The following is a 26,714-nucleotide window of genomic DNA, read 5'->3' on the forward strand; positions in this document are numbered from 1 at the left end:
AATTCACACAAAAGGAAACTTTTTGGTATAATAGTAGCATGCACACAAAAAATGAAGAAGAGCTTCTAGCTCTCGGAGAAAGATTAGGTCGTATCCTGCAAAAAGACGATGTTCTGATCTTGACGGGTGAGTTGGGCGCGGGTAAAACAACCTTTACAAAAGGTCTTGCCAAGGGTTTGGATATCCGTCAGATGATTAAAAGTCCAACCTATACCATTGTCAGAGAGTACGAAGGGCGTTTGCCACTTTACCACTTGGATGTTTACCGTATCGAAGGGGACGCTGATTCTATTGACTTGGATGAGTTTCTCTTTGGTGGTGGCGTGACTGTTATCGAGTGGGGGCATCTTTTGGGTGAGGATTTACCAGATTCCTACTTGGAGTTGGAAATTTTGAAAGAAGCCGAGGGTCGTTGCCTTCAATTTACAGCTCATGGTTCTCGGGCTGAACACCTAATTAAGGAGCTTCAGGATGGAGTATGAATTGTGTATTCGTGAGGCTGAGATTTCAGATGCCGCAGCTTTGGTTGCATTTTTAAATCAAGTCGGTCGAGAGACAGACTTCACTAGCTTAGATGAACATGGCATAGGGATGACTGCGTCTGAAATGGCTCTTTTCATCGAAAAACAAGCTGCTTCAGAAAATCAAATCACTCTCCTCGCCTTGCTGAATGATGAGCTTGCAGGTGTTTTGAATATCACTGCTGATCAGCATGTAAGGGTTCGGCATATTGGTGATGTTTTTTTGGCGATTCAAAAGAAATTTTGGAACCAAGGTTTGGCTACCATACTTCTAGAAGAAGGCATTGAGTGGGCTAAATCGAGTGCTGTTTTGCGTCGCTTACAACTAAGTGTGCAAAAACGAAACGAGGCCGCTATCCACCTCTATTCAAAAATGGGATTTATCACAGAAGGCTTGCAAGAAAGAGGAGCCTATTTAGCAGAAGGGATATTTTTAGATGTTTGCCTTATGGGCAGACTGATAGATGAATAACGAGATGATCAAAAAATTAATTGGAATGGTGCTAGCCTTTCTAGCAGTAACAGTTGTAGGTGTAGCGGTTTATGGTTACACCATTTTCCAACAAGGAACAGCAACCTTGAGTGAAAAGACTTATAAAAAGATTGGTGAAGAAACCAATGTTATCGAGGCGACTGAGCCTCTGACCATCCTCTTGATGGGGGTAGATACGGGAAATGTGGAACGGACAGATCCATGGGTGGGGAATAGTGATTCCATGATTCTCCTGACCGTTAATCCGAAGACCAAGAAAACCACTATGATGAGTTTGGAACGGGATATTTTAACCAAGATTGACCTTGGAGACGGCCAAGTTCAGGAAGCCAAACTCAATGCTGCCTATGCCAATGGCGGTGCGGAACTGGCGATTTCTACTATTCAAAAGATGATGAATATCCATATAGACCGCTATGTCATGGTCAATATGCAAGGTCTTCAACAATTGGTGGATGCAGTTGGGGGAATCACCGTCAACAATACACTCGGTTTCCCGATTTCGATTGCTGACCAAGAAGAGTTTAATAAGATTTCCATTGGTGTTGGAGAACAAACCTTGAATGGAGAGGAAGCGCTGGTGTATTCACGGATGCGTTACCAAGATCCAGAAGGAGATTATGGTCGTCAAAAACGTCAACGGGAAGTTATTCAAAAAATCGTAGAGAAGGTTTTGAGTCTAAATAGTGTGAGCCACTATCAAGGCATCCTCAAAGCATTGAGCAACAATATGCAGACTAACGTCGATCTTTCAGCCAAGAGCATTCCACAATTGCTCGGCTATCAAGATTCCTTCAAGAATATCGAAACGCATCAATTACGTGGAGAAGATGCCGAGTTGCAGGGGATTTCTTATCAAATAGTCACCTCAGAACATATGCTCGAAATGCAAAATCTTTTACGTCGTTCACTAGGTAAAGAGGAAGTGACTGAGTTGGAAACCAATGTTGTTCTTTACGAGACGGCATTTGGTCGACCTGCACCTTCATCAAGTACTAGTGCTTCAAGCGAAGAAACAGAATAAAAAAGGATTAAATCGTGGGAAAGTTCCTGCGATTTTTTCAAAAAGAATCCGAATAGATAGGTAGGAGGAAAAATGAAAGCAGAAATTATTGCTGTAGGAACGGAAATTTTGACAGGGCAGATTGTCAATACCAACGCCCAGTTCATATCAGAAAAGCTAGCAGAAATTGGAGTAGATGTTTATTTCCAAACAGCTGTCGGAGATAATGAAGCGCGCCTGATGTCCTTGCTAGAAATTGCAAGTTTGCGTAGCAGTTTAGTCATTTTGACAGGAGGCTTGGGGCCAACTGAAGATGATTTGACCAAACAAACGTTGGCAAAATTTTTGGGAAAAGCCTTGGTGTTTGATCCTCAAGCCCAGGAAAAACTCGATCACTTTTTTGCTCATAGACCTGACTATGCGCGAACCCCCAATAATGAGAGGCAAGCTCAAATTGTGGAAGGAGCAACCCCATTGCCAAATGAGACAGGCTTAGCTGTCGGAGGAGTGTCGGAAGCTGACGGAGTGACTTACGTGGTTCTTCCAGGACCTCCTAGTGAGTTGAAACCCATGGTCCTAAATCAGCTCTTACCCAAGTTAATGACTGGTACTAAGCTCTATTCCCGAGTGCTCCGTTTCTTTGGGATTGGTGAAAGTCAGTTGGTGACTATTTTGGCGGACTTGATTGACCAGCAAACGGATCCAACCTTGGCTCCTTATGCCAAAACGGGAGAAGTGACCTTGCGCTTGTCTACAAAAGCAGTCAGTCAAGAAAAGGCTGATCAAGCCTTGGACATCTTGGAGAATCACATTTTGAATCGCCAAACTTTCGATGGACAGTCACTGCGAGACATCTGTTATGGATATGGAGAAGAAACCAGTCTAGCAAGTGTCGTTGTAGAAGAGCTAAAGAAGAGACAGAAAAGCATTACTGCAGCAGAGAGTTTGACGGCAGGCCTCTTTCAGGCTACTTTAGCAGACTTTTCAGGTGTGTCAGCTATCTTTAATGGAGGATTTGTCACCTACAGCCTAGAGGAAAAGTACAAGATGCTGGATATTTCCGAGCAAGAGCTGAAAGAATACGGGGTCGTTTCTGAGTTTACCGCTCGAAAAATGGCAGAGCAGGCACGTCTCAAGACTCAGTCTGACTACGGAGTTAGTTTGACGGGTGTGGCAGGACCAGATAGCCTAGAGGGGCATCCAGCTGGAACCGTCTTTATCGGCTTGGCACATGCAAAAGGAACAGAAGTTATCAAGGCGAATATCGCAGGAAGGAGCCGTGCAGATGTTCGTCATATTGCGGTAATGCATGCCTTTAACCTAGTTCGCAAGGCTTTATTAAGTGACTAAATTTTGGTATAATAAAAGATAGGTCTAAGGACCAGTAGAATATAGGAGAACAAAATGGCGAAAAAACCAACAAAAAAATTAGATGAAATCGGAAAAAAATTTGGAGCTGATCGTGAAAAAGCCTTGAACGATGCTCTTAAATTGATTGAGAAAGATTTCGGTAAAGGCTCAATCATGCGTTTGGGGGAGCGAGCAGAGCAAAAAGTTCAAGTGATGAGTTCAGGTTCATTGGCTCTAGACATTGCTCTTGGTTCAGGTGGTTATCCTAAGGGACGTATCATCGAAATCTATGGACCAGAATCATCTGGTAAAACAACAGTTGCCCTTCACGCTGTTGCGCAAGCTCAAAAAGAAGGCGGTATCGCTGCCTTTATCGACGCGGAACATGCCCTTGATCCAGCCTATGCAGCAGCCCTTGGTGTGAATATTGACGAATTGCTCTTATCACAACCAGACTCAGGTGAGCAAGGTCTTGAAATTGCAGGGAAATTGATTGACTCAGGTGCAGTTGACCTTGTTGTTATTGACTCAGTTGCGGCCCTTGTACCTCGTGCAGAAATTGATGGGGATATTGGAGACAGCCACGTTGGTTTGCAAGCTCGTATGATGAGCCAGGCCATGCGTAAACTCGGAGCTTCTATCAATAAAACCAAAACAATTGCCATCTTTATCAACCAGTTGCGTGAAAAAGTTGGAGTCATGTTTGGAAATCCAGAAACAACACCTGGTGGACGTGCTTTGAAATTCTACGCTTCAGTCCGTTTGGATGTTCGTGGAAGCACACAAATCAAGGGAACTGGTGACCAAAAAGATACCAATGTCGGTAAGGAAACCAAGATCAAGGTCGTGAAAAACAAGGTGGCTCCACCATTTAAGGAAGCCTTTGTTGAAATCATGTATGGAGAAGGGATTTCTAAGACTGGTGAGCTCTTGAAGATTGCAAGTGACCTTGATATCATCCAAAAAGCAGGAGCTTGGTACTCTTATAAGGGTGAAAAAATCGGGCAAGGATCTGAAAATGCTAAGAAATACTTGGCAGATCATCCGGAAATCTTTGACGCTATTGACCATCAAGTCCGTGTTCAATATGGGTTGATTGAAGATGAAGAAGCTTCTGATCATAGTCCAGTAGCGGAGACGACTTCTAACCAAGAAGTAACACTTGACCTTGGCGATGATCTTGGAATCGAAATTGAAGAATAAAAATAAAAGTAGCAGATTTTCTGCTACTTTTTTATTTAACTCAAACGAACTAATGATCACTAAAGCGTCTGTATTCGATATGAAAGTCAAAGTAATGTTCATCTTGCAATTTCTGGAAGATGTCACGATAGGCTTCTTCGTCAAAGTGATCGCCACGATAGAGGATTTCAAAACTCAAATCATCGTACTCAAGGAAAGCGTTGGCTGTTTTAAAGCCATTTTGCCGATAGAAGTCCATTCTAGCCTTCCTTTGTTCCAAGTTATCGCAGTCTTCATCTAATCGCTCAACTTCCAGCAACATGGTTCGCTGGTAAAACTCAGTCAGTTTTTCGATGATTTCCTTCCCATAACCGTGGCTTCTCAGGTGGGGCATGATGGCAAAAAAGCTGATATAAAAGGCTTTTTGATTGGAGATGGCAAAAGAAAATCCGACAAACTCTTCTTGGTTATAAAAGGCGAAAAAGTGGGCGTCATCTCGGTCCTGATAGCGTAAAAGCTCAGACAGTGGGACTCGTTCTTCCTCGGGGAAGGCTTCATTGTTGAGCTTTTCAACCTTATCAAGATCTGGAAATGCATCGGTTATTAATTGACTGGTCAAACTCATAAATGACCTCCTTTTCTTGATTATAGCAAATTGTCTCTCGGTAGGCAATTGATTTCAAGCAATCCTTGTCGCTCCTCTAGAAAGCTGATATAATAGGTTTATGAATAAGAAAAGAAAAGTGGATTTGGTCAATGGCCCAATCCTTCCTTCGCTTTTAAGCTTTGCCTTTCCAATCTTGCTGTCTAATATCTTTCAACAGCTTTATAATACAGCTGACGTCTTGATTGTTGGGCGATTTCTTGGTCAAGAATCCTTGGCAGCAGTAGGAGCAACAACGGCCATTTTTGACTTGATTATAGGCTTTACGCTTGGTGTTGGAAATGGCATGGGGATTGTCATTGCCCGCTATTATGGGGCTCGTAATTTCACCAAAATCAAAGAAGCGGTTGCTGCAACCTGGATTTTAGGAGGACTTCTAAGTATTTTAGTTATGCTGATGGGCTTTGTCGGTCTATATCCACTCTTGCAATATTTAGATACCCCTGCAGAAATCCTTCCCCAATCCTATCAATATATTTCCATGATTGTGACCTGTGTCGGAGTTAGCTTCGCTTATAATCTCTTTGCTGGCTTGTTGCGATCTATTGGTGACAGTCTGGCTGCGCTTGGTTTTCTGATTTTCTCTGCTCTGGTCAATGTGATTCTCGATCTCTATTTTATTACGCAACTGCAACTGGGTGTTCAATCTGCGGGACTTGCTACCATTATCTCACAAGGGTTGTCAGCGCTTCTTTGCTTTTATTATATCCGCAAAAGCGTTCCAGAACTCTTGCCACAGTTTAAACATTTCAAATGGGACAAGAGCTTGTACGCGGATCTCTTGGAGCAAGGTTTGGCTATGGGCTTGATGAGTTCGATTGTGTCTATTGGTAGTGTGATTTTACAGTCTTCTGTCAATACCTTTGGCGCAGTGATTATTAGTGCCCAAACAGCGGCACGACGCATTATGGCCTTTGCTCTGCTTCCCATGACGGCCGTTTCTTCTGCCATGACGACCTTTGCCTCTCAGAATCTCGGTGCGAAACGACCAGACCGCATTGTTCAAGGTCTTCGAATCGGCAGTCGCCTGAGCATGTCTTGGGCAGGTTTTGTCTGTATCTTTCTCTTTTTTGCTAGTCCGACCTTGGTTTCCTTCTTGGCCAGTTCAACAGATACTGACTTGGTAGAAAATGGTAGTCTCTACCTGCAAATCAGTTCAGTCTTTTATCCGATTTTGAGCCTTTTGCTGATTTATCGCAATTGCTTGCAGGGCTTGGGGCAAAAAATCTTACCACTTGTTTCCAGTTTTATCGAATTAATCGGCAAAATCGTTTTTGTGGTCTTGATTATCCCTTGGGCGGGCTATAGGGGAGTCATCCTCTGTGAACCACTTATCTGGGTTGCCATGACCACCCAACTGTACTTTTCACTTTTCCGCCATCCCCTGATAAAAGAAGGCAAGGCAATCTTGGTAGCTAAAGGACAATCCTAGCTGGATTTAAGAAAGAAAATCCATTTCCTCTAGTGAAAATCAGATGGACTTGTGTTATAATAAGAAAGATTAAAATGTGAAAAAAGGAGATTCCTAATGGGACGTAAATGGGCCAATATCGTAGCCAAGAAAACGGCTAAAGATGGAGCTAACTCTAAAGTATATGCAAAATTTGGTGTAGAAATCTATGTAGCAGCTAAAAAAGGTGATCCGGATCCAGAATCAAACACTGCTTTGAAATTCGTTATCGACCGTGCTAAACAAGCCCAAGTGCCAAAACACGTTATCGATAAAGCGATTGATAAAGCAAAAGGAAACACAGACGAAACCTTTACAGAAGGACGTTACGAAGGATTTGGACCAAATGGTTCTATGCTGATCGTTGATACCTTGACGTCAAACGTCAACCGTACCGCGGCCAATGTCCGTGCAGCCTTTGGTAAGAATGGTGGAAACATGGGTGCTTCTGGTTCAGTTTCTTACCTCTTTGACAACAAGGGTGTGATCGTATTTGCTGGTGAAGATGCGGATGCTATCTTTGAACTCTTGCTTGAAGCAGATGTGGATGTGGATGATGTCGAAGCTGAAGAAGGAACAATCACTGTTTACACAGCTCCAACTGACCTTCACAAGGCAATCGTTGCTCTTCGTGAGTCAGGTGTCCAAGAATTCCAAGTGACAGAACTTGAGATGATTCCTCAGTCAGAAGTGGAATTGTCAGGCGAAGACCTTGAAACCTTTGAAAAACTTTACAGCGTCCTTGAAGACGACGAAGATGTCCAAAAGATCTATACCAACGTTGATGGATTCTAATATAAAAAGCGAACAGACTTACTAGCTGTTCGCTTTTTATATTGGAGCTTAGACTCTGGTTTCAGAATCGTTTTGTTGCTTGCTTTTTCCTAGACCTAGACCGACTGCATGTTTTTGGACGAGCAAGAGTCGCCCATTGTCATCTTTTGCAAAAGTTAGGGTAACCGTCTTAATTTTGTCACCAATGGAGATATAGGTGACTTTTCTCGTATTGTAACCCCCAATAGTGGAGTCAAACTCGGAGTCTGGCAGTCCGTGTTTTTTGATAATATCCTTGTAGTTGGTGCCACCTTTTCCTTTGTTGTCAAGGTCACCTTCGATTAAGTCGTCAAACTCTTTTTGGGTCCAAGTGAAGGAATCCTCTTCCTCCTCTTCAGGGATGAAATCACTGCTATCATCTGTCAAGTCGCTTTCTTCTTCGCGTTCCATTGAGGCACTGGCCTCTCTGTAGGAGCGATTAAATTCCTTGGCAAAATCTTTGTAGATATTAGCGTACAGTATCTGGTTTGTAAAGAAAAGGACAATAGAAGCAATTGATAGAGCTGTTCCGATAATGGCCATTGTTTTTCGTTTTTTGAGGTTGACGATAAGGCCGATAATCCCTAGGATTAAAGCGACGATGGCGATGAAAAATGACAGATAGTTAATAAATGGGATCCAAGATCCTAAAAGTGCGATGGCTCCAAAAATGGTTGCCAAAATCCCTAAAACTTTTTGTTCTTCTGGTTTCATTTGAACGTTTTCTCCCTTCATCGAGTGAATGGATATCAATCCACAGTAGTTAGTGCTTATTATAGAGAAAATATCTGCTAATGTCAATTCTGACCAGGATAGTTCTCATGAAAACTTTTTTCTTGACATCTTTTCTGAAAATGATAAAATAGTTCTCATGAAAACTCAATTGTTCTCAAGAGAACTATTTTTTATTTGGGAGGAAGCAGATATGGATAAACCAATGTTAGTCTTTAAACGTTTTGGACACCAGGTTCACCTCATGGTGCAAAAGGAAGCCAAGCGATGTGGTATTGAATTTATGGGTGGACCGCAAGGGCAGGTTCTGCGTTTTTTAGATCATTGTGAACAAAAAGAGGAACTGGTCCTGATTAAGGATATCGAGCAGGAACTCAATATTACCAAATCTGTTGCTAGTAATTTGGTCAAGCGTATGGTACAAAATGGTTTGGTGGAGTTGGAGACCAGTCCAAGTGATAAACGGGCGAAATTTGTTCATTTGACCGAAAAATCACGCTCTCAAATAAATCAAATCAAATCATTCTTTGATCGAATTGACCGTAGTTTACTTGAAGGCATTTCTGAAGAGAATCTCGCAATCTTTGAAGAAGTCCTTGATAAACTGCAAGCAAATGTAGAAAAAATAGGAGGAGAGAATGAAGAAACTCGCTAAACGTATTACAGGAAAAGAATGGGGCATGATTCTCCTGACTGTTCTCTTTACCTGTTTCTCGGTCTATCTCGAGTTAGAAGTGCCGACTTATATTTCAGAAATTACAGCATTACTTGGAACACCAGGTACGGAGTTGGGAGAGCTTTGGTCACCAGCCCTTAAGATGATGGGCTTGTCACTTTTGGCCTTTCTAACATCCGTAACAGTGGGATTTTTTGCGGCTCGTGTTGCAGCCTCCTATACGGCTCATCTACGTAGAGATGTTTTTCATCGTGTTTTGGATTTTTCGCAGACAGAGATCAAACGTTTTTCTATTCCTAGTCTCTTGACTCGAACAACCAATGATATCACTCAGATTCAGATGCTCTTTACTATGGGACTCCAGGTAGTCACTCGTGGGCCAATCATGGCCATCTGGGCTATTGGGAAAATCCTTGGCAAGTCTGAATACTGGCTCTGGGCAGTAGTGGTTGCTGTTATCGTCAATGTTTTGATGACCACTGTTCTCATGACTCTGGCCTTTCCAAAACAATCTGTCATCCAGAAGTTGACAGATAAACTCAATAGCATCACCCGTGAAAGTCTGACAGGGATTCGAGTTGTTCGTGCCTATAATGCTGAGGATTACCAAGACAAGAAATTCGAAGAAGCCAATGATGAGGTGACTCGACTCAATCTCTTTGTCAACCGTTTGATGGCCATTATGAATCCCATTATGATGGGGATTTCGAGTGGCTTGAGTTTAGCTATTTACTGGATTGGAGCCTATATCATCAACGATGCTAGCTTGACAGAACGTCTGCCTCTTTTTAGCGATATGGTGGTCTTCATGTCCTATGCCATGCAAGTCGTAATGGGCTTCTTGCTCATGGGTGCTCTTTTTATCGTCCTTCCTCGTACCTTGGTTTCGGCAGGACGTATCAACCAAGTTTTGGACTTGCATCCTTCTATTGGAAATCCTAGTCATCCACAGGTGGCAGTTCCTTCAGTTCAGGGACAAGTGGAATTCCGAGATGTAACCTTCCGCTACTCTCAAAACTCAGAAGCAGTTGTGGAACATGTCAGCTTCAAGGCAGAGGCGGGTCAAACCGTAGCCTTTATCGGATCAACTGGTTCTGGGAAATCGACACTTGTTAATCTCTTGCCTCGTTTTTATGATGTCTCAGCTGGTCAAATCTTAGTCGACGGTGTCAATGTGCAAGATTACGACTTGGAAGATTTGCGCAATAAAGTCGGCTATATCCCTCAAAAAGCTGTGCTCTTTTCTGGAGATGTTAAGGGAAACTTAGACTTTGGTCAGAGTCAAGAAAGTCCTCTAAGCGAAGCTGCTATGTGGCAAGCTTTGGAATTGGCTCAATCTAAGAACTTTATCGAGGATAAGGAAGCAGGCCTGGCTTCAGAAGTGGCCCAAGGTGGGACCAACTTCTCAGGAGGTCAAAGACAGCGTTTGGCCATTGCACGTGCCTTGGCTCGGAAGCCTGAAATTCTCATCTTTGATGATTCCTTCTCAGCCTTGGACTACAAGACAGACCGGAACTTGCGCCAAGAACTTGCTGAAAAAACACAATCCATGACCAAGCTCATCGTAGCGCAACGCATCTCAACCATCATGGATGCTGACCTGATCATGGTTTTGGATCAAGGTAAAGTCGTAGGACAAGGCACCCACAAGGAACTTCTAGCTACCAATGAAGTTTACCAAGAAATTGCCTATTCACAACTATCGAAGGAGGAATTGGAACATGGAAAATAAGAAAATGTCCTTATGGAAACAGTGTAGACCTTTTCTAGCAGGTCTCCAACTTCCCCTACTAGTAGCTGTTGTCGCAGCTGTATGTTCTAGTATCATCACGGTGTATGGACCAACCAAGATAAAAGAAATCACCAACTTAATCTCAGATGGCTTGATGACTGGAATTGACCTGGAGGCTGTGTCAAGTATTGCTAGCTTTTTGGTTATCCTTTATGTGCTTGGTATTATCCTTAACTATACACAAGCCTATATCTTTTCAACGAGCATCCAACATTTTTCACAACGTTTGCGGAAGGCTATCGCGGAAAAAATCAATCGCTTGCCTCTAGGCTATTTTGACCGTCATTCTCAAGGGGATACCCTTTCGCGCGTGACCAATGATGTGGATACAGCAGCTCAGTCTCTTAACCAAAGTCTAGGGACAGTTCTTTCAGCTAGTTTCTTGTTGATTGCTGTTTTGATTACCATGTTTGGGATGAACTGGATTTTGGCACTGGTAACCGTCGTCTCAACTCTTATCGGTTTCGTTTTCGTGTCCGTCTTTATGGGCAAGTCACAGGGCTTTTTTAAGAGTCAGCAACAGGATTTGGCAGCCGTCAATGGCTATGTGGAAGAAATGTACTCTGGCCATAATGTGGTGACCAGTTACAATGCTATCGAGAGCACTAAAGAAGAATTTGCGAAATTAAATCATCGCCTATATGACAGTATCTGGAAATCTCAGTTTATTTCAGGAATTATGATGCCAATCATGATATTCATTGGAAACTTTAGCTACGTCTTGGTGATTATCGTTGGTGCAGCCTTAGCATTGAATGGGCACATCAGTATCGGGATTATCGTTGCCTTTATGGCTTACGTGCGTATCTTTTCTCAACCCCTTTCTCAAATTGCCCAAGGAATTACCAGTCTTCAACAGGCTAGTGCAGCTATGGGACGTGTCTTCGAATTTCTAGATGAAGAGGAAATGGCAGATGAATCTCATAAGGAAAGACAATTAACCAACATGAAAGGTGAAGTGGTCTTTAATCAGGTGTCCTTTGGCTACACACCAGAACGCACCATCATCCATGACTTCTCTGCGACAGCTCACGCTGGTCAAAAGGTTGCCATTGTTGGACCGACTGGGGCTGGTAAGACAACCATTGTCAATCTTTTGATGAAATTTTATGAGATTGATAAGGGAAGTATTCGCATTGATGGTGTGGATACCAAGGCTATGACGCGTTCAGAAGTGCATGATGCCTTTTCAATGGTCTTGCAGGATACCTGGCTCTTTGAAGGAACGATTCGAGACAATCTCATCTATAATCAAACAGGGATTAGTGATGAACGAATGATGGAAGCCAGCAAGGTTGTGGGAATCCACCACTTTATCATGACTTTGCCAGATGGCTACGATACTGTTTTGGATGACACCGTGACTTTGTCTGTTGGACAAAAACAGCTCTTGACCATTGCTCGTGCGCTTCTCAAAGATGCACCGCTCTTGATTTTGGATGAAGCGACATCTTCAGTTGATACACGGACAGAGGAATTGATCCAAAAAGCCATGGACCGTTTGATGGAAGGGAGAACTTCCTTTGTTATTGCCCACCGCTTGTCAACCATTCGAAATGCAGACTTGATCTTGGTCATGAAAGATGGAAATATCATCGAGCAAGGGAATCATGATGACCTGATGGCCCAAGCTGGCTTCTACGCGGATCTCTACAATAGTCAATTTACAGAAGATGATGCAGAAGAATAAACCTCGGAAGGCTTGACGGCCTTCTTTTTCTGCACTATACTAGAAGACAAGCGCCTCACCTAGAGGAAAAATAAAATGATAATGAGAAGTATACATGAAAAATTATCAAGAATGGTATAGCAACCTTAGCTCCAAACTAACTAGCCATCCCACCCTTTTATTTCTATTGCTTAGTTTCAATCGTTTGATGACAGTAGCTATGCCCCTGGTCTATCTGACCTTGCTAGTCACTACTTACCTGCAGCTAGGATTTGGTCAGCAAGTTGTGGTCTATTTGCTTGTCCCCGCTACAGGTTTTGTGATTTTGTCTCTTTTTCGTAAGAAAATCAACCACCCGCGGCCTTATGAAACGTGGGATATCTGTCCCCTGCTTGAAAAGGATAGTTCGGGACAGTCTATGCCTAGTCGCCATGTCTTTTCAGCAACTATCATCTCCATGGCCTGTTTCCATGCTTGGACTTTAATCGGAATGATCTTGCTTATTTGCTCAGGACTCTTAGCCTTGGTCCGAGTACTAGGTGGTGTTCATTATCCCAAGGATGTCTTGGTTGGCTATGCTTGTGGTCTCATGTGGGGGCTCCTTTTCTTCTTATTTTGACATGTAAGTTAAGCTAGTCCTACAACCACTTACTGCTTCAAAATGACCACTTGCTTTTTTGCCCTTGTTTTCCTAATTTAGCTTTGATATAGTAGAGTCAGAAAGGAGATGTGATGAAGTTACGAATTGAGATTGACGGCAATTTAGAGGAGACTGAAATTGTCATCAAGACCCCTGCTTTGACAGATGAAATTGCAGACTTGCAACGACTTTTGCAAGAGTCAAAGGCTCCGAGGTTGACTTTTTACAAGGGGACAGGTGAATATTACCTAGACCTGTCAGAAATTCTCTTCTTTGAAACAGAAGGGAGCAAGATCTACGCTCATAACCAGAAGGAAGCCTATGAAGTTCGCCTCAAGCTCTATGAGTTGGAGTCCATCTTACCTCGCTATTTCAGTCGAGTGTCCAAGTCAACGATCGCAAACATCCGTCAGATTTACTCAGTGGATAAGTCCTTTTCAGGAACGGGCACCATTTCCTTTTATCAGACGCACAAGGAGGTTCATGTCTCACGACATTACCAATCCCTCCTAAAAGAAAATCTAAGAAACATGAGGTAAAAAACATGAAAAAGAAAGCATTTGGTATTGTTTTATTGGTTTTAGCAGCTTGGATCTTGCTGCAAGGGAATTTTGGAATTCCTTCTTTGGATGGCAAGATATGGCCTTTGATTGGTATCGCCTTTTTTGCTTACCAATCAGTTGAAGCTTTGCTTCGTCGTCATCTAACATCAGCAGTTTTTACCGCTCTAGTAGCCTTAATGATTGCGAATCATTTTTATAACATTCTTCCTATTCCAAACCAGTCTTTGTTTTGGGCTAGTATCTTAGCAGTGCTAGGTGTTGGTTATCTGACGCATTCAAGTAAGTTCTGGAATGAAAAAAAATGGTGGTACGATGGGAAAAAAACAGTCGTCACGGATAAGGAAGTTACTTTTGGCAGTGGAACCTTTTATAAACAAGATCAAGATCTTGTAGATGACCAAGTGGAAGTGGCTTTTGGGGATGCTAAAATCTACTATGATAATGCAGAGATGCTAGGTGATTTTGCAACTCTGAATATCGAAGTGGCTTTTGGTAATGCAACAGTCTATGTTCCGCAACACTGGCGTGTAGACTTGAAAGTAGAAACATCCTTTGGCGCTGCTAAGGCGGACGCTCCTCTAGCACCAACTAGTAAAACCCTGATTATCCGTGGAGAAGTAGCCTTTGGTAAACTTGGCGTTGTCTATGTTAAATAAAAAAATAGTTTAGGCCCTTGATAAATTCAAGAAAGTGTGATAACATAGTACGGTATGTGGTGCTAGCACATCCGCTATATTAGATCTAATAGGAGGAAAACACAATGGCTAAAGTATGTTACTTTACAGGTCGTAAGACTGTATCAGGAAACAACCGTTCACACGCGATGAACCAAACAAAACGTGCCGTAAAACCAAACCTTCAAAAAGTTACTGTTCTTATCGATGGTAAACCTAAAAAAGTTTGGGCTTCAGCTCGTGCTTTGAAATCAGGTAAAGTTGAACGCGTTTAATAAAAATGAAAAGACCTAACTGGTCTTTTTTTGCTCTAAGGATAAAACTATTTGAAAAATAGAGTAAATATCCGCCGATACAGCATTCTGCTTTTACACTTGGGCTGAAATATGATAAAATAGAGTATCAACAATTTGAGGTAAAAAAAATGACTGTAAAAATTAATACAAAAGATGGTCAAATCGAACTGACAGATGAAGTGATTGCAACCGTTGTAGGTGGTGCAGCAACTGAGATTTTTGGTGTGGTCGGTATGGCTAGTAAAAATGCCCTCAAAGATAATTTCCAAGCCCTTCTTGGTAAGGAAAATTATGCAAAAGGCGTCGTCGTAAAAGCTGCCGAGGATGGCAGCATTGCAGTTGATGTTTATACCGTGTTGAGCTACGGAACAAAGATTAGTGAAGTCTCAAAAAACATCCAAGAGAGCGTTCGTTTTAGCTTGGAAAACCAACTAGGAATTACTGCTCAGACTGTGAATGTCTACATTCAAAATATCAAAGTTGTAGGAGAATAATCGTGTCAAAAATTACTACCAGCTTATTTCAAGAGATGGTGCAGGCTGCATCAACTCGTTTGAATAAGCAAGCAGAATATGTCAATTCATTAAACGTCTTTCCAGTTCCAGATGGAGATACTGGGACAAACATGGGAATGACCATCGAAAATGGTGCCAAAGAAGTAGCAGATAAGCCGGCTTCTACAGTTGGAGAAGTGGCGAGCATTCTTGCTAAGGGGCTCTTGATGGGTGCGCGTGGAAACTCAGGAGTTATCACCTCTCAACTTTTCCGTGGCTTCTCTCAAGCTATCAAAGATAAAGACGAGTTAACAGGTCAAGACTTGGCTCTTGCTTTCCAATCTGGTGTCGAGGTAGCCTACAAGGCTGTTATGAAACCAGTCGAAGGAACTATTTTGACTGTTTCTCGTGGAGCAGCCATTGGTGCCAAGAAAAAAGCGGAGCAAACAGATGATGCCGTTGAGGTCATGCGTGCAGCCCTAGAAGGAGCTAAAACAGCTCTTGCCAAAACGCCAGACATGCTACCAGTTTTGAAAGAAGTTGGTGTTGTGGACTCAGGTGGTCAAGGTTTGGTCTTCATCTACGAAGGTTTCCTATCAGCTCTTACTGGTGAATACAGTGCGTCTGAGGACTTTGTAGCAACTCCAGCTAATATGGGTGAAATGATCAATGCAGAGCACCACAAGTCTGTAGCAGGGCATGTGGCAACTGAGGATATTACCTTCGGTTACTGTACTGAGATTATGGTTGCCCTTAAACAAGGTCCAACTTATGCCAAAGATTTTGACTATGATGAATTCCGCAACTACTTGAATGACCTAGGGGATTCTCTTCTTGTCGTCAACGATGATGAAATCGTCAAAGTCCACGTCCATACAGAAGATCCAGGTCTTGTTATGCAAGAAGGCCTTAAATATGGTAGCTTGGTCAAGGTTAAAGTAGATAACATGCGCAACCAACACGAAGCTCAGGTAGAAAAAGAAGCTCAAGTCAGCAAGCCAGCTGAAGAGAAGGAATACGCCCTTATCGCAGTAGTAGCAGGTCAAGGCTTGGCAGATATCTTCCGTGCCCAAGGTGTGGACTATGTCATCGAAGGTGGTCAGACGATGAACCCTTCAACAGAAGACTTTATCAAGGCTGTTGAACAGGTCAATGCTCGCAACATCATCTTCTTGCCAAACAACAAAAATATCTTCATGGCGGCCCAATCTGCTGCAGAGGTATTGGATCAACCAGCAGTAGTGGTAGAAGCTCGTACCCTTCCTCAAGGATTGACTAGTCTTCTTGCCTTTGATCCAAGCAAGTCTATCGAAGAAAACAAAGAACGTATGACTGCAGCTCTTGCTGATGTAGTCAGCGGTAGTGTGACAACAGCCGTTCGTGATACAACTATCGATGGATTGGAAATTCATGAAAATGACAATCTTGGTATGGTAGATGGGAAAATCCTCGTGTCAAATCCTGACATGCACCAAACCTTGACTGAAACATTGAAACACATGCTAGACGAAGATAGTGAAATCGTGACTTTCTATGTCGGTGAAGATGGAAGTGAAGAATTGGCCAACCAAATCGCCCAAGAAATCGCAGAAGAATTCGAAGATGTTGAAGTCGAAATCCACCAAGGTCAACAACCTGTTTACCCATATCTTTTCAGTGTGGAATAGGAGACTTTGAATGAAGAAAGTTTTAGGATTAGTTTTTGCATCGTTACTTGTTCTTGCTGGCTGTGGTCAAACCAACACCGCAACAACAGAGTCAAGTGGCACAGCGAGTTCGGTTGATTCATCTAGTCAGGTGAAAGAAGAAATCAAGGAAACGACCAAAGTTCTCAAAGGAAGAATTGATAACTCCGATGTTACTCTGACTTTAGTTTACACAGATGTTGTAAAACGATACAAGATGGATATGTTGGGAGAATTTGGAGAGGAAATTCCTGCAGAAATTACTCTGGAAGAATTTCAAGAAGTCTTTCGCGAAGCTGCGGAAAGCTCTCCAGAGTATCTTGAAATCAAGGACGAGCCAGGTGTTAAGGTTGAATATTTTATCACCGATAATAAAAAGATGAGAATAGTTATCGATCTTGACCTTGAGAAAGCAGATATGGATAGAGTTAAAAAGACTTATTTCTTTAAATCGCTTGAGGATAGTGTAGAAGACTTTAAGAAACCGAATACTCTGATTGCTGGTTTAAAGTTACAAGGATTTAGAGAAGAATAAACGAAAGAGGCTGGGACAATAGTCCCTTATCTCCAAAAAAAGGTTCTTTGTCAACTGTAGTGGGTTGAAGAAAAGTTAAGATGTAGAGAAGTTTCAGCGACCATCATTTTTGAACACTGATAGCACTTGAAACGACGCTTTTTCAGGAGAATTCTAGTAGGCATACCAGTCGTTTCAAGGTAATGAATTTTAGACGGTTTTTGAAAGTTATATTTCCTCATCAGACTTCCACAATCAGGGCAATCTGGCACATCGTAGTCCAGTTTAGCGATGATTTCCTTGTGTATATCCATATTGATGATATCTACAATCTTGATGTTAGGATCTTTAATATCGAGTAGTTTTGTGATAAAATGTAGTTGTTCCATATGATTCTTTCTAATGATGGTTTGGTTGCTTTTCATTATAGATCTTATGGGACTTTTTTCTACAACAAAATAGGCTCCATGATATCCATAGGGGATTTACCCACTACAAATATTATAGAGCCGAAAATAACAGAAGGAAGCTGAACTGACAGTTTCCTTTTTCTATGCAATTTGACCTACCAATAAATTTATAATGAAACAAACCTTCTATTGGAAATTCTAATCACGATAGGTTATAATGATAAAGCTGTTATATTGAGTTAAGTATGAATATAAAGGAGAAATGATGAAGAAAAAATTTTTTAATCAATCTTTTTCCCGCTTTTCGATTAGAAAGTTAAGTGTTGGGACCTGTTCGGTATTGCTAGGAACCTTTATGGTGATGGCTGCTTCTCCAGTACAAGCAGATGAAGTTCAAGTCAACAATAAGGAACAACAAACGCAGGCGGAAATTCAACAGAAGGAAAAAAGTGCTGAGAATGGGCAGGAAGTCATTTCTGAACCTCAAAAAGAGGTAACACAGAACGAAGCAGTTAAGGACCAGAAGGATAAAACTGAACCGTCCAAAACAGAAGTATCTGCACCAGTTGCTCAGAGCCAACCAGTTTCTCAAATTGACAATACGAAGGAAGCGAGTCGGCCTTCTTTAGATGAGGAGAAAAAGCAATCTCTAGAATCAACTCAAACTGAGCAGAAAAGCAAGGAAGAAAGCGGTTCTAGCGGAAAAACTTCTTCTAGACGCAAGAGATCGCTAGATGAAGTCAATGCTGCATTTCAAGCTCATTCGCCAATTAAGGATATCCATGCGGTAGATAGTGTCCGTGAATCCTTGTCCTTTAGTATTACTGGACACGAAGCAGACTATTCTGGTGGGTATATCAAAATTCATTTCCAAAATGGGAAAGCTATTAAATTGACCCCTTCTCCTGTCGGTGGTGTAAAGTTCAGTCAAGAAAAAATAAATGGAGACCTTGATTTAAAGATAGAACCCGTTAATCTGAGAGGTGGAGCAAACTATAACTTCGTCTATACTTTTCAGATAGATCCTTTGACTCAGAACTGGGGAGGTGCTGTCCAAGCCATTGGGCCAGACCACAAGGTGACCGCAACTGCTAAGCTCTATGACAAAAAAGGCAATGTCCTCAAAGAACTTGGAAGTATTGAACACACATGGAAAGTCTTAGAAAACGGGGTAGGTGGTCTGACACCAATGTCTAACCATCAGGTCATTGGCTACGATCGAAATAATGATGGTATCGTTGATGAAGATTCGTCTCGTGTGTCCTTCTATCTATTTAATGGCGCGAAAGATCCTAAGAATAATACGGCAAGAAATGATTACTTCAACTATGGAAATGGTGTCTTTGATGGTCGTATGATCAATGGTATGGGGATTAGTGATGTCGGAGGGCATATCATTGATCCTGTCACTTCTTATACCTATAATATAGAGTTAAAAGAAGGTTATGAATTGACAGATGAAGCGAAAGCTCTGGGTTGGACTGCTGATGCGACGGGTTATCATCTGACGATTAACAGAGCTAACAATCCGCTTCAAGATATTAATAACAATAAAAATAAGCTCATTCCAATTTCTTTCAAGTTAAAGAATGCCAAAGTAGCAGATATCAATAGAAAAGCGCAAAAGCTAACTGTGACGGGTATCTATACAAAAGCAGATGGAACTAGTTATCAAAATACGGCTGTTCTCCCCTATACTCTCTTTGTTCAAAAAACAGACCAACCAGAGTCTTCTCTCTTTGAATTTAGACACTATAATCAGTCTGACTCGGAGATGATTCGTTCTTATGGTGAAACAGAATACCGTTCTAATGTTCGACTTTCATCAGTTGCTCAGGTTGAAAAAGATTATCCTATCAATGACTATACGGTCACCCATAAAATACAGGATTCACGAGAGTCTTATCGAGAAGTAAACGTGATTGAGGAGCGTCAATGGAATGAATTTTTCTCTTCACCGGACGCATCCGTAGAAGTATACAATAAAGCTACAGGTGAGTTATTAGGTACTTTTAATAGTAACACCCGTAGTCTACGTTTGACGGAAGAGCAAGATGTGAAGGAACTGGAGTACAAGTTTAAAAATATCAAGATGAGGAAGTCCTCAACAAATGATACTTCGGCATTTTTTTTCCAGACAAAAACACGTTTTAATAATTGGGAAAGTCTCTATAAAGACTCGACGATTAGTAAGTTGGATTCTAGAACGGATTTCACTTTTAAGAATACTGGAAACACTGTTTCCTTCTCTCAAACTGCCTCAGCCGAATTGACGCGTGTTATCCAGCAAATTTCAATGGTTGGACGCCGTCGGACAGATGTCTTTAATCGACACACAGATGCTTCTGGTTTTAAAGAAGATTTTATCACAAGGACTGCAGGTAAAGACACACCTACCCAGAACTTCGCAAACTTAACGGGAGTTTACCATCTGGCTTATTTGGCTGATCCTCAATTAAACTTTAGTGGAAACCTTAATTTTAAGGTCTATTATAATTATAAAGATACTGGGAAAACTCTCTACTATGCCCAAGTAAAGGGAACCCCAGACTCCCCTATGCCCCCAACACTTTTGAAGTTGGAAAACAAGACGATTCCAAATGGGACCTATACCTATAAAGCGATTGCTTTCTGGGATGAAGAACTTCCTGACGTTCAAGCTCAGAATGGTTACGACTTAGGGGAGCTCGACGGCATTACTGTTACTTCGAAAAATTCGACCTCTCATGACTTCAATGTGATCGTACAGGCCTCAGAAGCGAGCGGTGTCTACTCTGAAGTGAAAAGGGCGACAGATCAACACTTTGCCTACAATTCCCAAGAACACTATCCTGGTGATGAGATTGATTTCAGAGTGACCTATAAAAACGCAGCGAAACAGCCTGTTTCAGATGTCTATGTTTTATCATCCCTTCCGATGAAAGGTGATAAACAGCTGGAATCCAGAAATCGTGGTTCTCAATTTACAGTGAGTTTGACAAAAGCTCTAACACCACCTTCAGGCTGGGAAGTTCAATATAGTCGTACTGCGGGCACTGCTACAGAAATTAATGCTTCACAATGGCTCAGAGCAGAACAGGTATCGGATTGGTCAGAGATTCGTGCAGTTCGTTGGCATTCGACTGCTCCGGTTGCTGCTGGAAGTAGGGTTCAGTTTTCTATCGATGGAGCAGTTATCGGGCAAGATACTGCCTCAGGTGCTACGGCTTATCTTTCTTCGGCCATGGCAAATGGTAGTTCCAAGTACACTGAGTCCAATAATGTTTTAATCCAAATGTCCACCAAACTGTCATCTGCAAGTTTCACCTTTGTGGATGTAAATGATCCGTCTAAGGAAGTGCAACTAGGACAGGTAGACACAGTTGTAGGAAAACCTAATGGACCAATTTCTTATGACCCTGCTCGTCGAATTAAGGAATTAGAAGATGCAGGATATGAACTGATCAGTAACGATTTTACAGATCATACCTTTGGTGACTCGGCTAGTCCAAAACAATTCAAGTTTCAGTTTAGACACAAGATTACAGAACTATCCGAAACTGTTCGTGCAACTCGCGAAATTGATTATGAATATCTCAAAAAAACAAACAATACTGATTTATCACTCCTTGCTCCAAAACATGTTGAGACTCATTCGTTTACTCGAACGAAGAGAATTGACCAGGTTTTGGCGAAACGGCAGCCAAATGATGCGACAGCTGGTGTTACATACTCAGCCTGGTCTGCAGACCAAACTTGGTCTCAAGTGATTTCTCCTGAAATTCCTGGCTATTATCCAAGAGAGGATATTGACGCAAACACAATGTCGGGAGAAGGAGCTCTCGATGAATATTTACTGAACGCGGATGATCCTAGAGATGAAGAGTTGGAAAAAGAATTTACCTGGTATCGGGTGGTGTATTATGTTCCGCTTCCAGTTGTCCCTTCAGCAAGCGAAGCGAAATCTAAAGGCCTTCAAGGGCAGAAGCAGGCAGCAACGATTCACTTTGATGAGGATAGAGCAAGCGAGAGCGAGGTTCACTTTACAAAAGGGACAACAACCATTAATGGAGCAAAGAAATCCGTTGAACTAGTCCAAAGTAGTGTCTTTCTTTATGATGAGAATGGGCAAAAGGTAACTTCGCTAACCATTGCCGACCAAGGGACGTACGATTTAGATCTTGTAAATAAAACAATTGTCTTTACTCCACTGAAAACCTTCTATGGTCCGGCAACTCCAGTTCAAGTTGGAGTGGTGGATAAAAATGGAGAGTCGGCTGTCACGACCTATACCCCAGTTGTTGAGAAAGTAACTCCGACTGGTACTGGTGATAAGACAGAGGGACTTCAAGGTCAGGTCCAAGAAGGTAAAGTGACCTTCACTCCAGGCCATGACTCGGTTCCATTCCCAGCAGATTCGACTCCACTATTTGACAATGGTACAACTGTGAAAGAATTGCCAAATGTTGGTAAGTTCGAAGTGGACGCAGGCGGTAAGGTGACCTTCACCCCAGATAAACAGTTCAAGGGTGAAACACAAGAACTTGAATTGACTCGTGTGGATGCCAACGGAACTCCTGTTACTGTCAAGTACCAAGCAGTAGTGAAAGAAGTCACTCCTACAGGTACTAATGCAACCAGCACAGGTCCTCAGGGTGTTCCACAAACGGGCACTCCAAGCTTCCAAGGTGGTGATCCACTGGTTCCAATCGATGAAACAGTCGAGCCAACCTTCGACGATGGAAGCAAAGAGAAGTCTATTCCAGGTCAAGGAACCTACACGATTGCGCCAGACGGAACTGTAACATTCACCCCAGACAAACAGTTTGTCGGAAACCCAGATCCAGTAACTGTTAAACGTGTGGATAAGAACGGTACTCCAGTCACTGCAACCTACAGTCCAGAGTTTACTAAGGTGACTCCAACTGGTACGGGAGATAAGACGGAGGGTCTGCAAGGCCAAGTCCAAGAAGGTAAAGTGACCTTCACTCCAGGCCATGACTCAGTTCCATTCCCAGCAGATTCGACTCCACTATTTGACAATGGAACAGCTGTGAAGGAAGTTCCAAATGTTGGTAAGTTTGAAGTGAACGCAGACGGTAAGGTAACCTTTACTCCTGATAAACAGTTCAAGGGTGAAACACCAGAGCTTGAATTGACTCGTGTGGATGCCAATGGAACTCCTGTTACTGTCAAGTACCAAGCAGTAGTGAAAGAAGTCACTCCAACCAGCACTAACGCAACCAGCACAGGCCCTCAAGGTGTCCCACAAACCGGTACCCCAACCCTCACAGAAGGTAATCCATTGGTTCCAATCGATGAAACAGTAGAGCCAACCTTCGCAGATGGAAGCAAAGAGAAGTCTATTCCAGGTCAAGGAACTTACAGTATTGCGCCAGACGGCACAGTAACTTTCACACCAGACAAGAAGTTCGTTGGTACTCCAGCTCCAGTCACAGTCAAACGTGTGGATAAGAATGGTACAGAAGTCACTGCGACTTACAGTCCAGAGTTTACGAAAGTAACACCGACTGGTACAGGTGATAAGACAGAGGGTCTGCAAGGCCAAGTCCAAGAAGGTAAAGTCAGCTTCACCCCAGGCCATGCCTCAGTTCCATTCCCAGCTGGTTCAACTCCACTATTTGACAATGGAACAGCTGTGAAGGAAGTTCCAAATGTTGGTAAGTTTGAAGTGAACGCAGACGGTAAGGTAACCTTTACTCCTGATAAACAGTTCAAGGGTGAAACACCAGAGCTTGAATTGACTCGTGTGGATGCCAATGGAACTCCTGTTACTGTCAAGTACCAAGCAGTAGTGAAAGAAGTCACTCCAACCAGCACTAACGCAACCAGCACAGGCCCTCAAGGTGTCCCACAAACCGGTACCCCAACCTTCACAGAAGGTAATCCATTGGTTCCAATTGATGACACGAAACCAATGACCTTCGAAGATGGTCAATCAACGAAAAAAGTTCCAGGTGTCGGTGAATACAGCATCAATCCAGATGGCTCTATTACCTTTACGCCGGAAAAACAATATGTTGGTACACCAACTCCAGTCACAGTGAAACGTGTAGATAAGAACGGTACAGAGGTTACTGCGACTTATACACCAACAGTGACTAAGGTCACTCCTACAGGAACTGGCGCAACCAGCACAGGTCCTCAAGGTGTCCCACAAACCGGTACCCCAACCTTCCAAGGTGGTGATCCATTGGTTCCAATTGATGAAACGGTAGAGCCAACTTTTGAAGATGGCAGCAAAGAGAAGACGATTCCGGGTCAAGGAACCTACACGATTGCACCAGATGGCACAGTGACCTTCACACCGGACAAACAGTTTGTCGGAAACCCAGATCCAGTAACGGTTAAACGCGTTGATAAGAATGGAACTCCAGTCACTGCGACTTACAGTCCAGAGTTTACGAAAGTAACACCAACAGGTTCAGGTGATAAGACAGAAGGCCTTCAAGGTCAGGTTCAAGAAGGTAAAGTGACTTTCACCCCAGGTCATGACTTGGTTCCATTCCCAGCTGAATCAACTCCACTATTTGACAATGGTACAACTGTGAAGGAAGTGCCAAATGTTGGTAAGTTCGAAGTGGACGCAGACAGCAAAGTTACCTTTACACCAGATAAGCAGTTCAAGGGTGAAACACCAGAGCTTGAATTGACTCGTGTGGATGCCAACGGAACTCCTGTTACTGTCAAGTACCAAGCAGTAGTGAAAGAAGTTGTTCCTACAGGTACTAACGCAACTAGCACAGGTCCTCAGGGTGTTCCACAAACGGGCACTCCAAGCTTCCAAGGTGGTGATCCACTGGTTCCAATTGATGAAACAGTAGAGCCAACCTTCGAAGATGGAAGCAAGGAAAAAGTGATTCCAGGACAAGGAACCTACACAATTGCGCCAGATGGAACTGTAACTTTCACTCCAGACAAACAGTTTGTCGGAAGCCCAGCTCCAGTCACAGTGAAACGTGTAGATAAGAATGGCACCCCAGTTACTGCGACTTACAGTCCAGAGTTTACTAAGGTGACCCCAACTGGTATTGGTGATAAGACGGAAGGTCTGCAAGGTCAGGTCCAAGAAGGTAAAGTGACCGTCACTCCAGGCCATGACTCAGTTCCATTCCCAGCTGATTCGACTCCACTATTTGACAATGGTACAACTGTGAAAGAATTGCCAAATGTTGGTAAGTTCGAAGTGGACGCAGACGGCAAGGTGACCTTCACTCCTGATAAACAGTTCAAGGGTGAAACACCAGAACTTGAATTGACTCGTGTGGATGCCAACGGCACTCCTGTTACTGTCAAGTACCAAGCGGTGGTGAAAGAAGTAATCCCAACTTCAACGGACGCCACTTCAAATGGTATCCAAGGTCAACCGCAAAAAGGTACCCCAACCTTCACAGAAGGTAATCCATTGGTTTCAATTGATGATACGAAACCAATGACTTTCGAAGATGGACAGTCAACGAAAACCGTTTCAGGTGTAGGTGAATACAGCATCAATCCAGATGGCTCTATTACCTTTACGCCAGAAAAACAATATGTTGGTACACCAGATCCAGTCACAGTCAAACGTGTGGATAAGAACGGTACCCCAGTTACTGCGACTTATACCCCAACAGTAACCAAGGTAACACCAATAGGAACTGGTGCAACCAGCACAGGTCCTCAGGGTGTTCCACAAACGGGCACTCCAAGCTTCCAAGGTGGTGATCCACTGGTTCCAATCGATGAAACAGTCGAGCCAACCTTCGACGATGGAAGCAAAGAGAAATCTATTCCAGGTCAAGGAACCTACACGATTGCGCCAGACGGAACTGTAACCTTCACTCCAGATAAACAGTTTGTAGGTAGTCCAGATCCAGTCACAGTCAAACGTGTGGATAAAAATGGCACTCCGGTTACTGCAACCTACAGCCCAGAGTTTACGAAAGTAAGACCAACTGGTAAAGATACTTCTTCAGTGAACATTAAGGGTGTTCCACAAACAGGCACCCCAACTTTCCAAGGTGGTAATCCGCTTGTTCCAATCGATGAAACAGTGGCAGCAACATTTGAAGATGGATCAACTGAAAAAGTGATTCCAGGTGAAGGAACTTATACAATCTCACCAGACGGCACCGTCACTTTCATGCCAGAGGCAGACTTTGTAGGAAAAGGAACCGGCGTAACGATTGTCCGTAAGGACAAGAATGGTACTCCAGTTACTGCAAGCTATCGCCCAACAGTTGTAGATCCATCTATTGGTCATGACACGGCTTCTACAGGAGCAAAAGGCCAACCACAAGTGGCAACACCAGTGTTTGAAGGACATATCGATTCGACTGTTCCACCAACATTTGAGGATGGTAGCACGACTATGGTTGTTCCGGGTGAAGGAAGCTATACAATTGATAAAGATGGTAAGATTACCTTTACTCCAGAACCAGACTTTGTTGGTACAGCTAAAGGATTGGTTGTGAAACGTTTGGATATGTATGGAAATGTAGTTACTGCTCGCTACACACCAACTGTCCTTGGACAAACACAAGTGAGTGATGCGACATCAGAAGGTCTTAAAGGTCAAACTCAGACTGGTAAACCAAACTTTACAGGTGATGTCGATCTGACAGTTCCACCAACCTTTGAAGATGGAACAACTGAAAAAGTCGTTCCAGGTGAAGGAACTTACACGATTGCGCCAGATGGCACCGTCACCGTTACTCCTGAGGCAGACTTTGTAGGACAAGCCAAAGGTGTAAAAGTGATCCGTAAAGATCGCAATGGAAATATCCTTTCAGGATTCTATACTCCAACAGTAGTAGAACTTCCAGAGCAAGTGAAGCCTTCTGATAAAAAAGAACTTTCAGTAGCTGATTCGAAACCAGATCAATTGACTCAAAACATCTCTGTAGAAAAAAATCAACTTCCAAATACAGGAAGTCAAGAAGATGGTTTGAAAAATCTAGGAATTCTGACAGCCCTAGCAGGTGTCATGACACTTGGATTGCTAGGTAAAAAGAAACGAAACGATGAATCAGACTAATCATTTTTAAGAACCGAGAAATCGGTTCTTTTTTTATGACATTTGTCATATTTCCTAGTGACAGAAGCATCTAGCTA

20 protein-coding genes and 1 pseudogene are annotated in these 26,714 nt (G+C 42.8%); 18 read left to right on the forward strand and 3 right to left on the reverse strand.

What is annotated here, in order from left to right; translation table 11 throughout:
- The first annotated feature begins 38 nt into the window (after window positions 1-38).
- The 5 genes from tsaE to recA all read left to right on the forward strand — a co-directional run bounded on the left by tsaE (window position 39) and on the right by recA (window position 4,570).
- Complete coding sequence (gene tsaE, locus ACVC7S_RS05290) at window positions 39-482, forward strand: tRNA (adenosine(37)-N6)-threonylcarbamoyltransferase complex ATPase subunit type 1 TsaE (protein WP_447266431.1); 444 nt, start codon at window positions 39-41, stop codon at window positions 480-482.
- A complete protein-coding gene (locus ACVC7S_RS05295; RefSeq protein WP_447266432.1) occupies window positions 472-993 on the forward strand; it encodes an N-acetyltransferase family protein in 522 nt (173 codons plus the stop codon). Before tsaE ends, ACVC7S_RS05295 begins: the two co-directional genes overlap by 11 nt.
- Window positions 994-997: 4 nt before the next feature.
- Window positions 998-2,038, forward strand: a complete 1,041-nt coding sequence (lytR, locus tag ACVC7S_RS05300; RefSeq protein WP_049505416.1) for a glycopolymer--peptidoglycan transferase LytR — start codon at window positions 998-1,000, stop codon at window positions 2,036-2,038.
- A gap of 72 nt (window positions 2,039-2,110) precedes the next feature.
- The gene (locus tag ACVC7S_RS05305) at window positions 2,111-3,367 is read left to right on the forward strand and encodes a competence/damage-inducible protein A (protein ID WP_447266433.1); all 1,257 of its coding nucleotides are present in this window, start codon (window positions 2,111-2,113) and stop codon (window positions 3,365-3,367) included.
- A gap of 54 nt (window positions 3,368-3,421) precedes the next feature.
- Window positions 3,422-4,570, forward strand: coding sequence for a recombinase RecA (gene recA, locus ACVC7S_RS05310; RefSeq protein ID WP_049536817.1), 1,149 nt, complete (start codon window positions 3,422-3,424; stop codon window positions 4,568-4,570).
- Window positions 4,571-4,619: 49 nt separating this feature from the next.
- On the opposite strand, the gene ACVC7S_RS05315 is transcribed toward recA, so the two are convergent.
- Window positions 4,620-5,174: a GNAT family N-acetyltransferase gene (locus ACVC7S_RS05315; RefSeq protein WP_447266434.1), complete on the reverse strand. Its 555-nt coding sequence runs from the start codon at window positions 5,172-5,174 to the stop codon at window positions 4,620-4,622.
- 100 nt (window positions 5,175-5,274) lie between these two features.
- Here ACVC7S_RS05315 and ACVC7S_RS05320 point away from each other — a divergent pair, with 100 nt between their 5' ends.
- Together ACVC7S_RS05320 and ACVC7S_RS05325 are read left to right on the forward strand one after the other, a co-directional pair.
- Window positions 5,275-6,645: an MATE family efflux transporter gene (locus tag ACVC7S_RS05320; RefSeq protein ID WP_447266435.1), complete on the forward strand. Its 1,371-nt coding sequence runs from the start codon at window positions 5,275-5,277 to the stop codon at window positions 6,643-6,645.
- 96 nt (window positions 6,646-6,741) lie between these two features.
- On the forward strand, window positions 6,742-7,458 hold the full coding sequence (locus ACVC7S_RS05325) for a YebC/PmpR family DNA-binding transcriptional regulator (protein ID WP_447266436.1): 717 nt from the start codon (window positions 6,742-6,744) through the stop codon (window positions 7,456-7,458).
- A 48-nt stretch (window positions 7,459-7,506) separates the two neighbouring features.
- Here the strand turns inward: ACVC7S_RS05325 and ACVC7S_RS05330 are convergent, their stop codons facing one another.
- Window positions 7,507-8,211: a CD20-like domain-containing protein gene (locus tag ACVC7S_RS05330; protein WP_447266437.1), complete on the reverse strand. Its 705-nt coding sequence runs from the start codon at window positions 8,209-8,211 to the stop codon at window positions 7,507-7,509.
- A 190-nt stretch (window positions 8,212-8,401) separates the two neighbouring features.
- Here ACVC7S_RS05330 and ACVC7S_RS05335 point away from each other — a divergent pair, with 190 nt between their 5' ends.
- The 10 genes from ACVC7S_RS05335 to ACVC7S_RS05380 all read left to right on the forward strand — a co-directional run bounded on the left by ACVC7S_RS05335 (window position 8,402) and on the right by ACVC7S_RS05380 (window position 17,232).
- On the forward strand, window positions 8,402-8,863 hold the full coding sequence (locus ACVC7S_RS05335; RefSeq protein WP_447266438.1) for a MarR family winged helix-turn-helix transcriptional regulator: 462 nt from the start codon (window positions 8,402-8,404) through the stop codon (window positions 8,861-8,863).
- Window positions 8,847-10,616: an ABC transporter ATP-binding protein gene (locus ACVC7S_RS05340; RefSeq protein WP_447266439.1), complete on the forward strand. Its 1,770-nt coding sequence runs from the start codon at window positions 8,847-8,849 to the stop codon at window positions 10,614-10,616. The genes ACVC7S_RS05335 and ACVC7S_RS05340 overlap by 17 nt, the downstream gene beginning before the upstream one ends.
- Entirely contained in the window at window positions 10,606-12,366 is a 1,761-nt protein-coding gene (locus ACVC7S_RS05345) for an ABC transporter ATP-binding protein (protein WP_447266440.1), read from the forward strand. Before ACVC7S_RS05340 ends, ACVC7S_RS05345 begins: the two co-directional genes overlap by 11 nt.
- 94 nt (window positions 12,367-12,460) lie before the next feature.
- Window positions 12,461-12,964, forward strand: a complete 504-nt coding sequence (locus ACVC7S_RS05350; RefSeq protein WP_447266441.1) for a phosphatase PAP2 family protein — start codon at window positions 12,461-12,463, stop codon at window positions 12,962-12,964.
- Window positions 12,965-13,077: 113 nt separating this feature from the next.
- Complete coding sequence (locus ACVC7S_RS05355; protein ID WP_000776582.1) at window positions 13,078-13,524, forward strand: LytTR family DNA-binding domain-containing protein; 447 nt, start codon at window positions 13,078-13,080, stop codon at window positions 13,522-13,524.
- Between the two features lie 5 nt (window positions 13,525-13,529).
- The gene (locus ACVC7S_RS05360) at window positions 13,530-14,204 is read left to right on the forward strand and encodes a LiaF transmembrane domain-containing protein (RefSeq protein ID WP_447266442.1); all 675 of its coding nucleotides are present in this window, start codon (window positions 13,530-13,532) and stop codon (window positions 14,202-14,204) included.
- 104 nt (window positions 14,205-14,308) lie between these two features.
- A complete protein-coding gene (rpmB, locus tag ACVC7S_RS05365) occupies window positions 14,309-14,497 on the forward strand; it encodes a 50S ribosomal protein L28 (protein WP_001140948.1) in 189 nt (62 codons plus the stop codon).
- Window positions 14,498-14,646: 149 nt separating this feature from the next.
- The gene (locus tag ACVC7S_RS05370; RefSeq protein ID WP_000216432.1) at window positions 14,647-15,012 is read left to right on the forward strand and encodes an Asp23/Gls24 family envelope stress response protein; all 366 of its coding nucleotides are present in this window, start codon (window positions 14,647-14,649) and stop codon (window positions 15,010-15,012) included.
- 2 nt (window positions 15,013-15,014) lie between these two features.
- Entirely contained in the window at window positions 15,015-16,679 is a 1,665-nt protein-coding gene (locus ACVC7S_RS05375; RefSeq protein ID WP_447266443.1) for a DAK2 domain-containing protein, read from the forward strand.
- A 10-nt stretch (window positions 16,680-16,689) separates the two neighbouring features.
- Entirely contained in the window at window positions 16,690-17,232 is a 543-nt protein-coding gene (locus ACVC7S_RS05380) for an SP0191 family lipoprotein (protein ID WP_447266444.1), read from the forward strand.
- Window positions 17,233-17,315: 83 nt separating this feature from the next.
- On the opposite strand, the pseudogene ACVC7S_RS05385 reads toward ACVC7S_RS05380, so the two are convergent.
- A pseudogene (locus ACVC7S_RS05385) lies at window positions 17,316-17,600 on the reverse strand (transposase family protein); the annotation flags it as partial.
- A gap of 283 nt (window positions 17,601-17,883) precedes the next feature.
- On the opposite strand from ACVC7S_RS05385, the gene ACVC7S_RS05390 reads away from it, so the two are divergent.
- Window positions 17,884-26,637, forward strand: coding sequence for a YSIRK-type signal peptide-containing protein (locus tag ACVC7S_RS05390; protein ID WP_447266445.1), 8,754 nt, complete (start codon window positions 17,884-17,886; stop codon window positions 26,635-26,637).
- Window positions 26,638-26,714 lie beyond the last annotated feature (77 nt).

The sequence above is a fragment of the Streptococcus sp. Z556 genome (genome assembly GCF_053010225.1).

Bases quoted from the DNA above. Each gene is read 5' to 3' on its own strand.
- ACVC7S_RS05355 (WP_000776582.1), top strand. From the start codon at position 13,078: ATGAAGTTACGAATTGAGATTGACGGCAATTTAGAGGAGACTGAAATT.
- ACVC7S_RS05370 (WP_000216432.1), top strand. From the start codon at position 14,647: ATGACTGTAAAAATTAATACAAAAGATGGTCAAATCGAACTGACAGAT.
- ACVC7S_RS05305 (WP_447266433.1), top strand. From the start codon at position 2,111: ATGAAAGCAGAAATTATTGCTGTAGGAACGGAAATTTTGACAGGGCAG.
- rpmB (WP_001140948.1), top strand. From the start codon at position 14,309: ATGGCTAAAGTATGTTACTTTACAGGTCGTAAGACTGTATCAGGAAAC.
- ACVC7S_RS05335 (WP_447266438.1), top strand. From the start codon at position 8,402: ATGGATAAACCAATGTTAGTCTTTAAACGTTTTGGACACCAGGTTCAC.
- ACVC7S_RS05295 (WP_447266432.1), top strand. From the start codon at position 472: ATGGAGTATGAATTGTGTATTCGTGAGGCTGAGATTTCAGATGCCGCA.
- ACVC7S_RS05345 (WP_447266440.1), top strand. From the start codon at position 10,606: ATGGAAAATAAGAAAATGTCCTTATGGAAACAGTGTAGACCTTTTCTA.
- ACVC7S_RS05380 (WP_447266444.1), top strand. From the start codon at position 16,690: ATGAAGAAAGTTTTAGGATTAGTTTTTGCATCGTTACTTGTTCTTGCT.
- ACVC7S_RS05350 (WP_447266441.1), top strand. From the start codon at position 12,461: ATGAAAAATTATCAAGAATGGTATAGCAACCTTAGCTCCAAACTAACT.
- tsaE (WP_447266431.1), top strand. From the start codon at position 39: ATGCACACAAAAAATGAAGAAGAGCTTCTAGCTCTCGGAGAAAGATTA.
- recA (WP_049536817.1), top strand. From the start codon at position 3,422: ATGGCGAAAAAACCAACAAAAAAATTAGATGAAATCGGAAAAAAATTT.
- ACVC7S_RS05320 (WP_447266435.1), top strand. From the start codon at position 5,275: ATGAATAAGAAAAGAAAAGTGGATTTGGTCAATGGCCCAATCCTTCCT.
- ACVC7S_RS05325 (WP_447266436.1), top strand. From the start codon at position 6,742: ATGGGACGTAAATGGGCCAATATCGTAGCCAAGAAAACGGCTAAAGAT.
- lytR (WP_049505416.1), top strand. From the start codon at position 998: ATGATCAAAAAATTAATTGGAATGGTGCTAGCCTTTCTAGCAGTAACA.
- ACVC7S_RS05360 (WP_447266442.1), top strand. From the start codon at position 13,530: ATGAAAAAGAAAGCATTTGGTATTGTTTTATTGGTTTTAGCAGCTTGG.
- ACVC7S_RS05315 (WP_447266434.1), bottom strand. From the start codon at position 5,174: ATGAGTTTGACCAGTCAATTAATAACCGATGCATTTCCAGATCTTGAT.
- ACVC7S_RS05330 (WP_447266437.1), bottom strand. From the start codon at position 8,211: ATGAAGGGAGAAAACGTTCAAATGAAACCAGAAGAACAAAAAGTTTTA.
- ACVC7S_RS05340 (WP_447266439.1), top strand. From the start codon at position 8,847: ATGAAGAAACTCGCTAAACGTATTACAGGAAAAGAATGGGGCATGATT.
- ACVC7S_RS05390 (WP_447266445.1), top strand. From the start codon at position 17,884: ATGATGAAGAAAAAATTTTTTAATCAATCTTTTTCCCGCTTTTCGATT.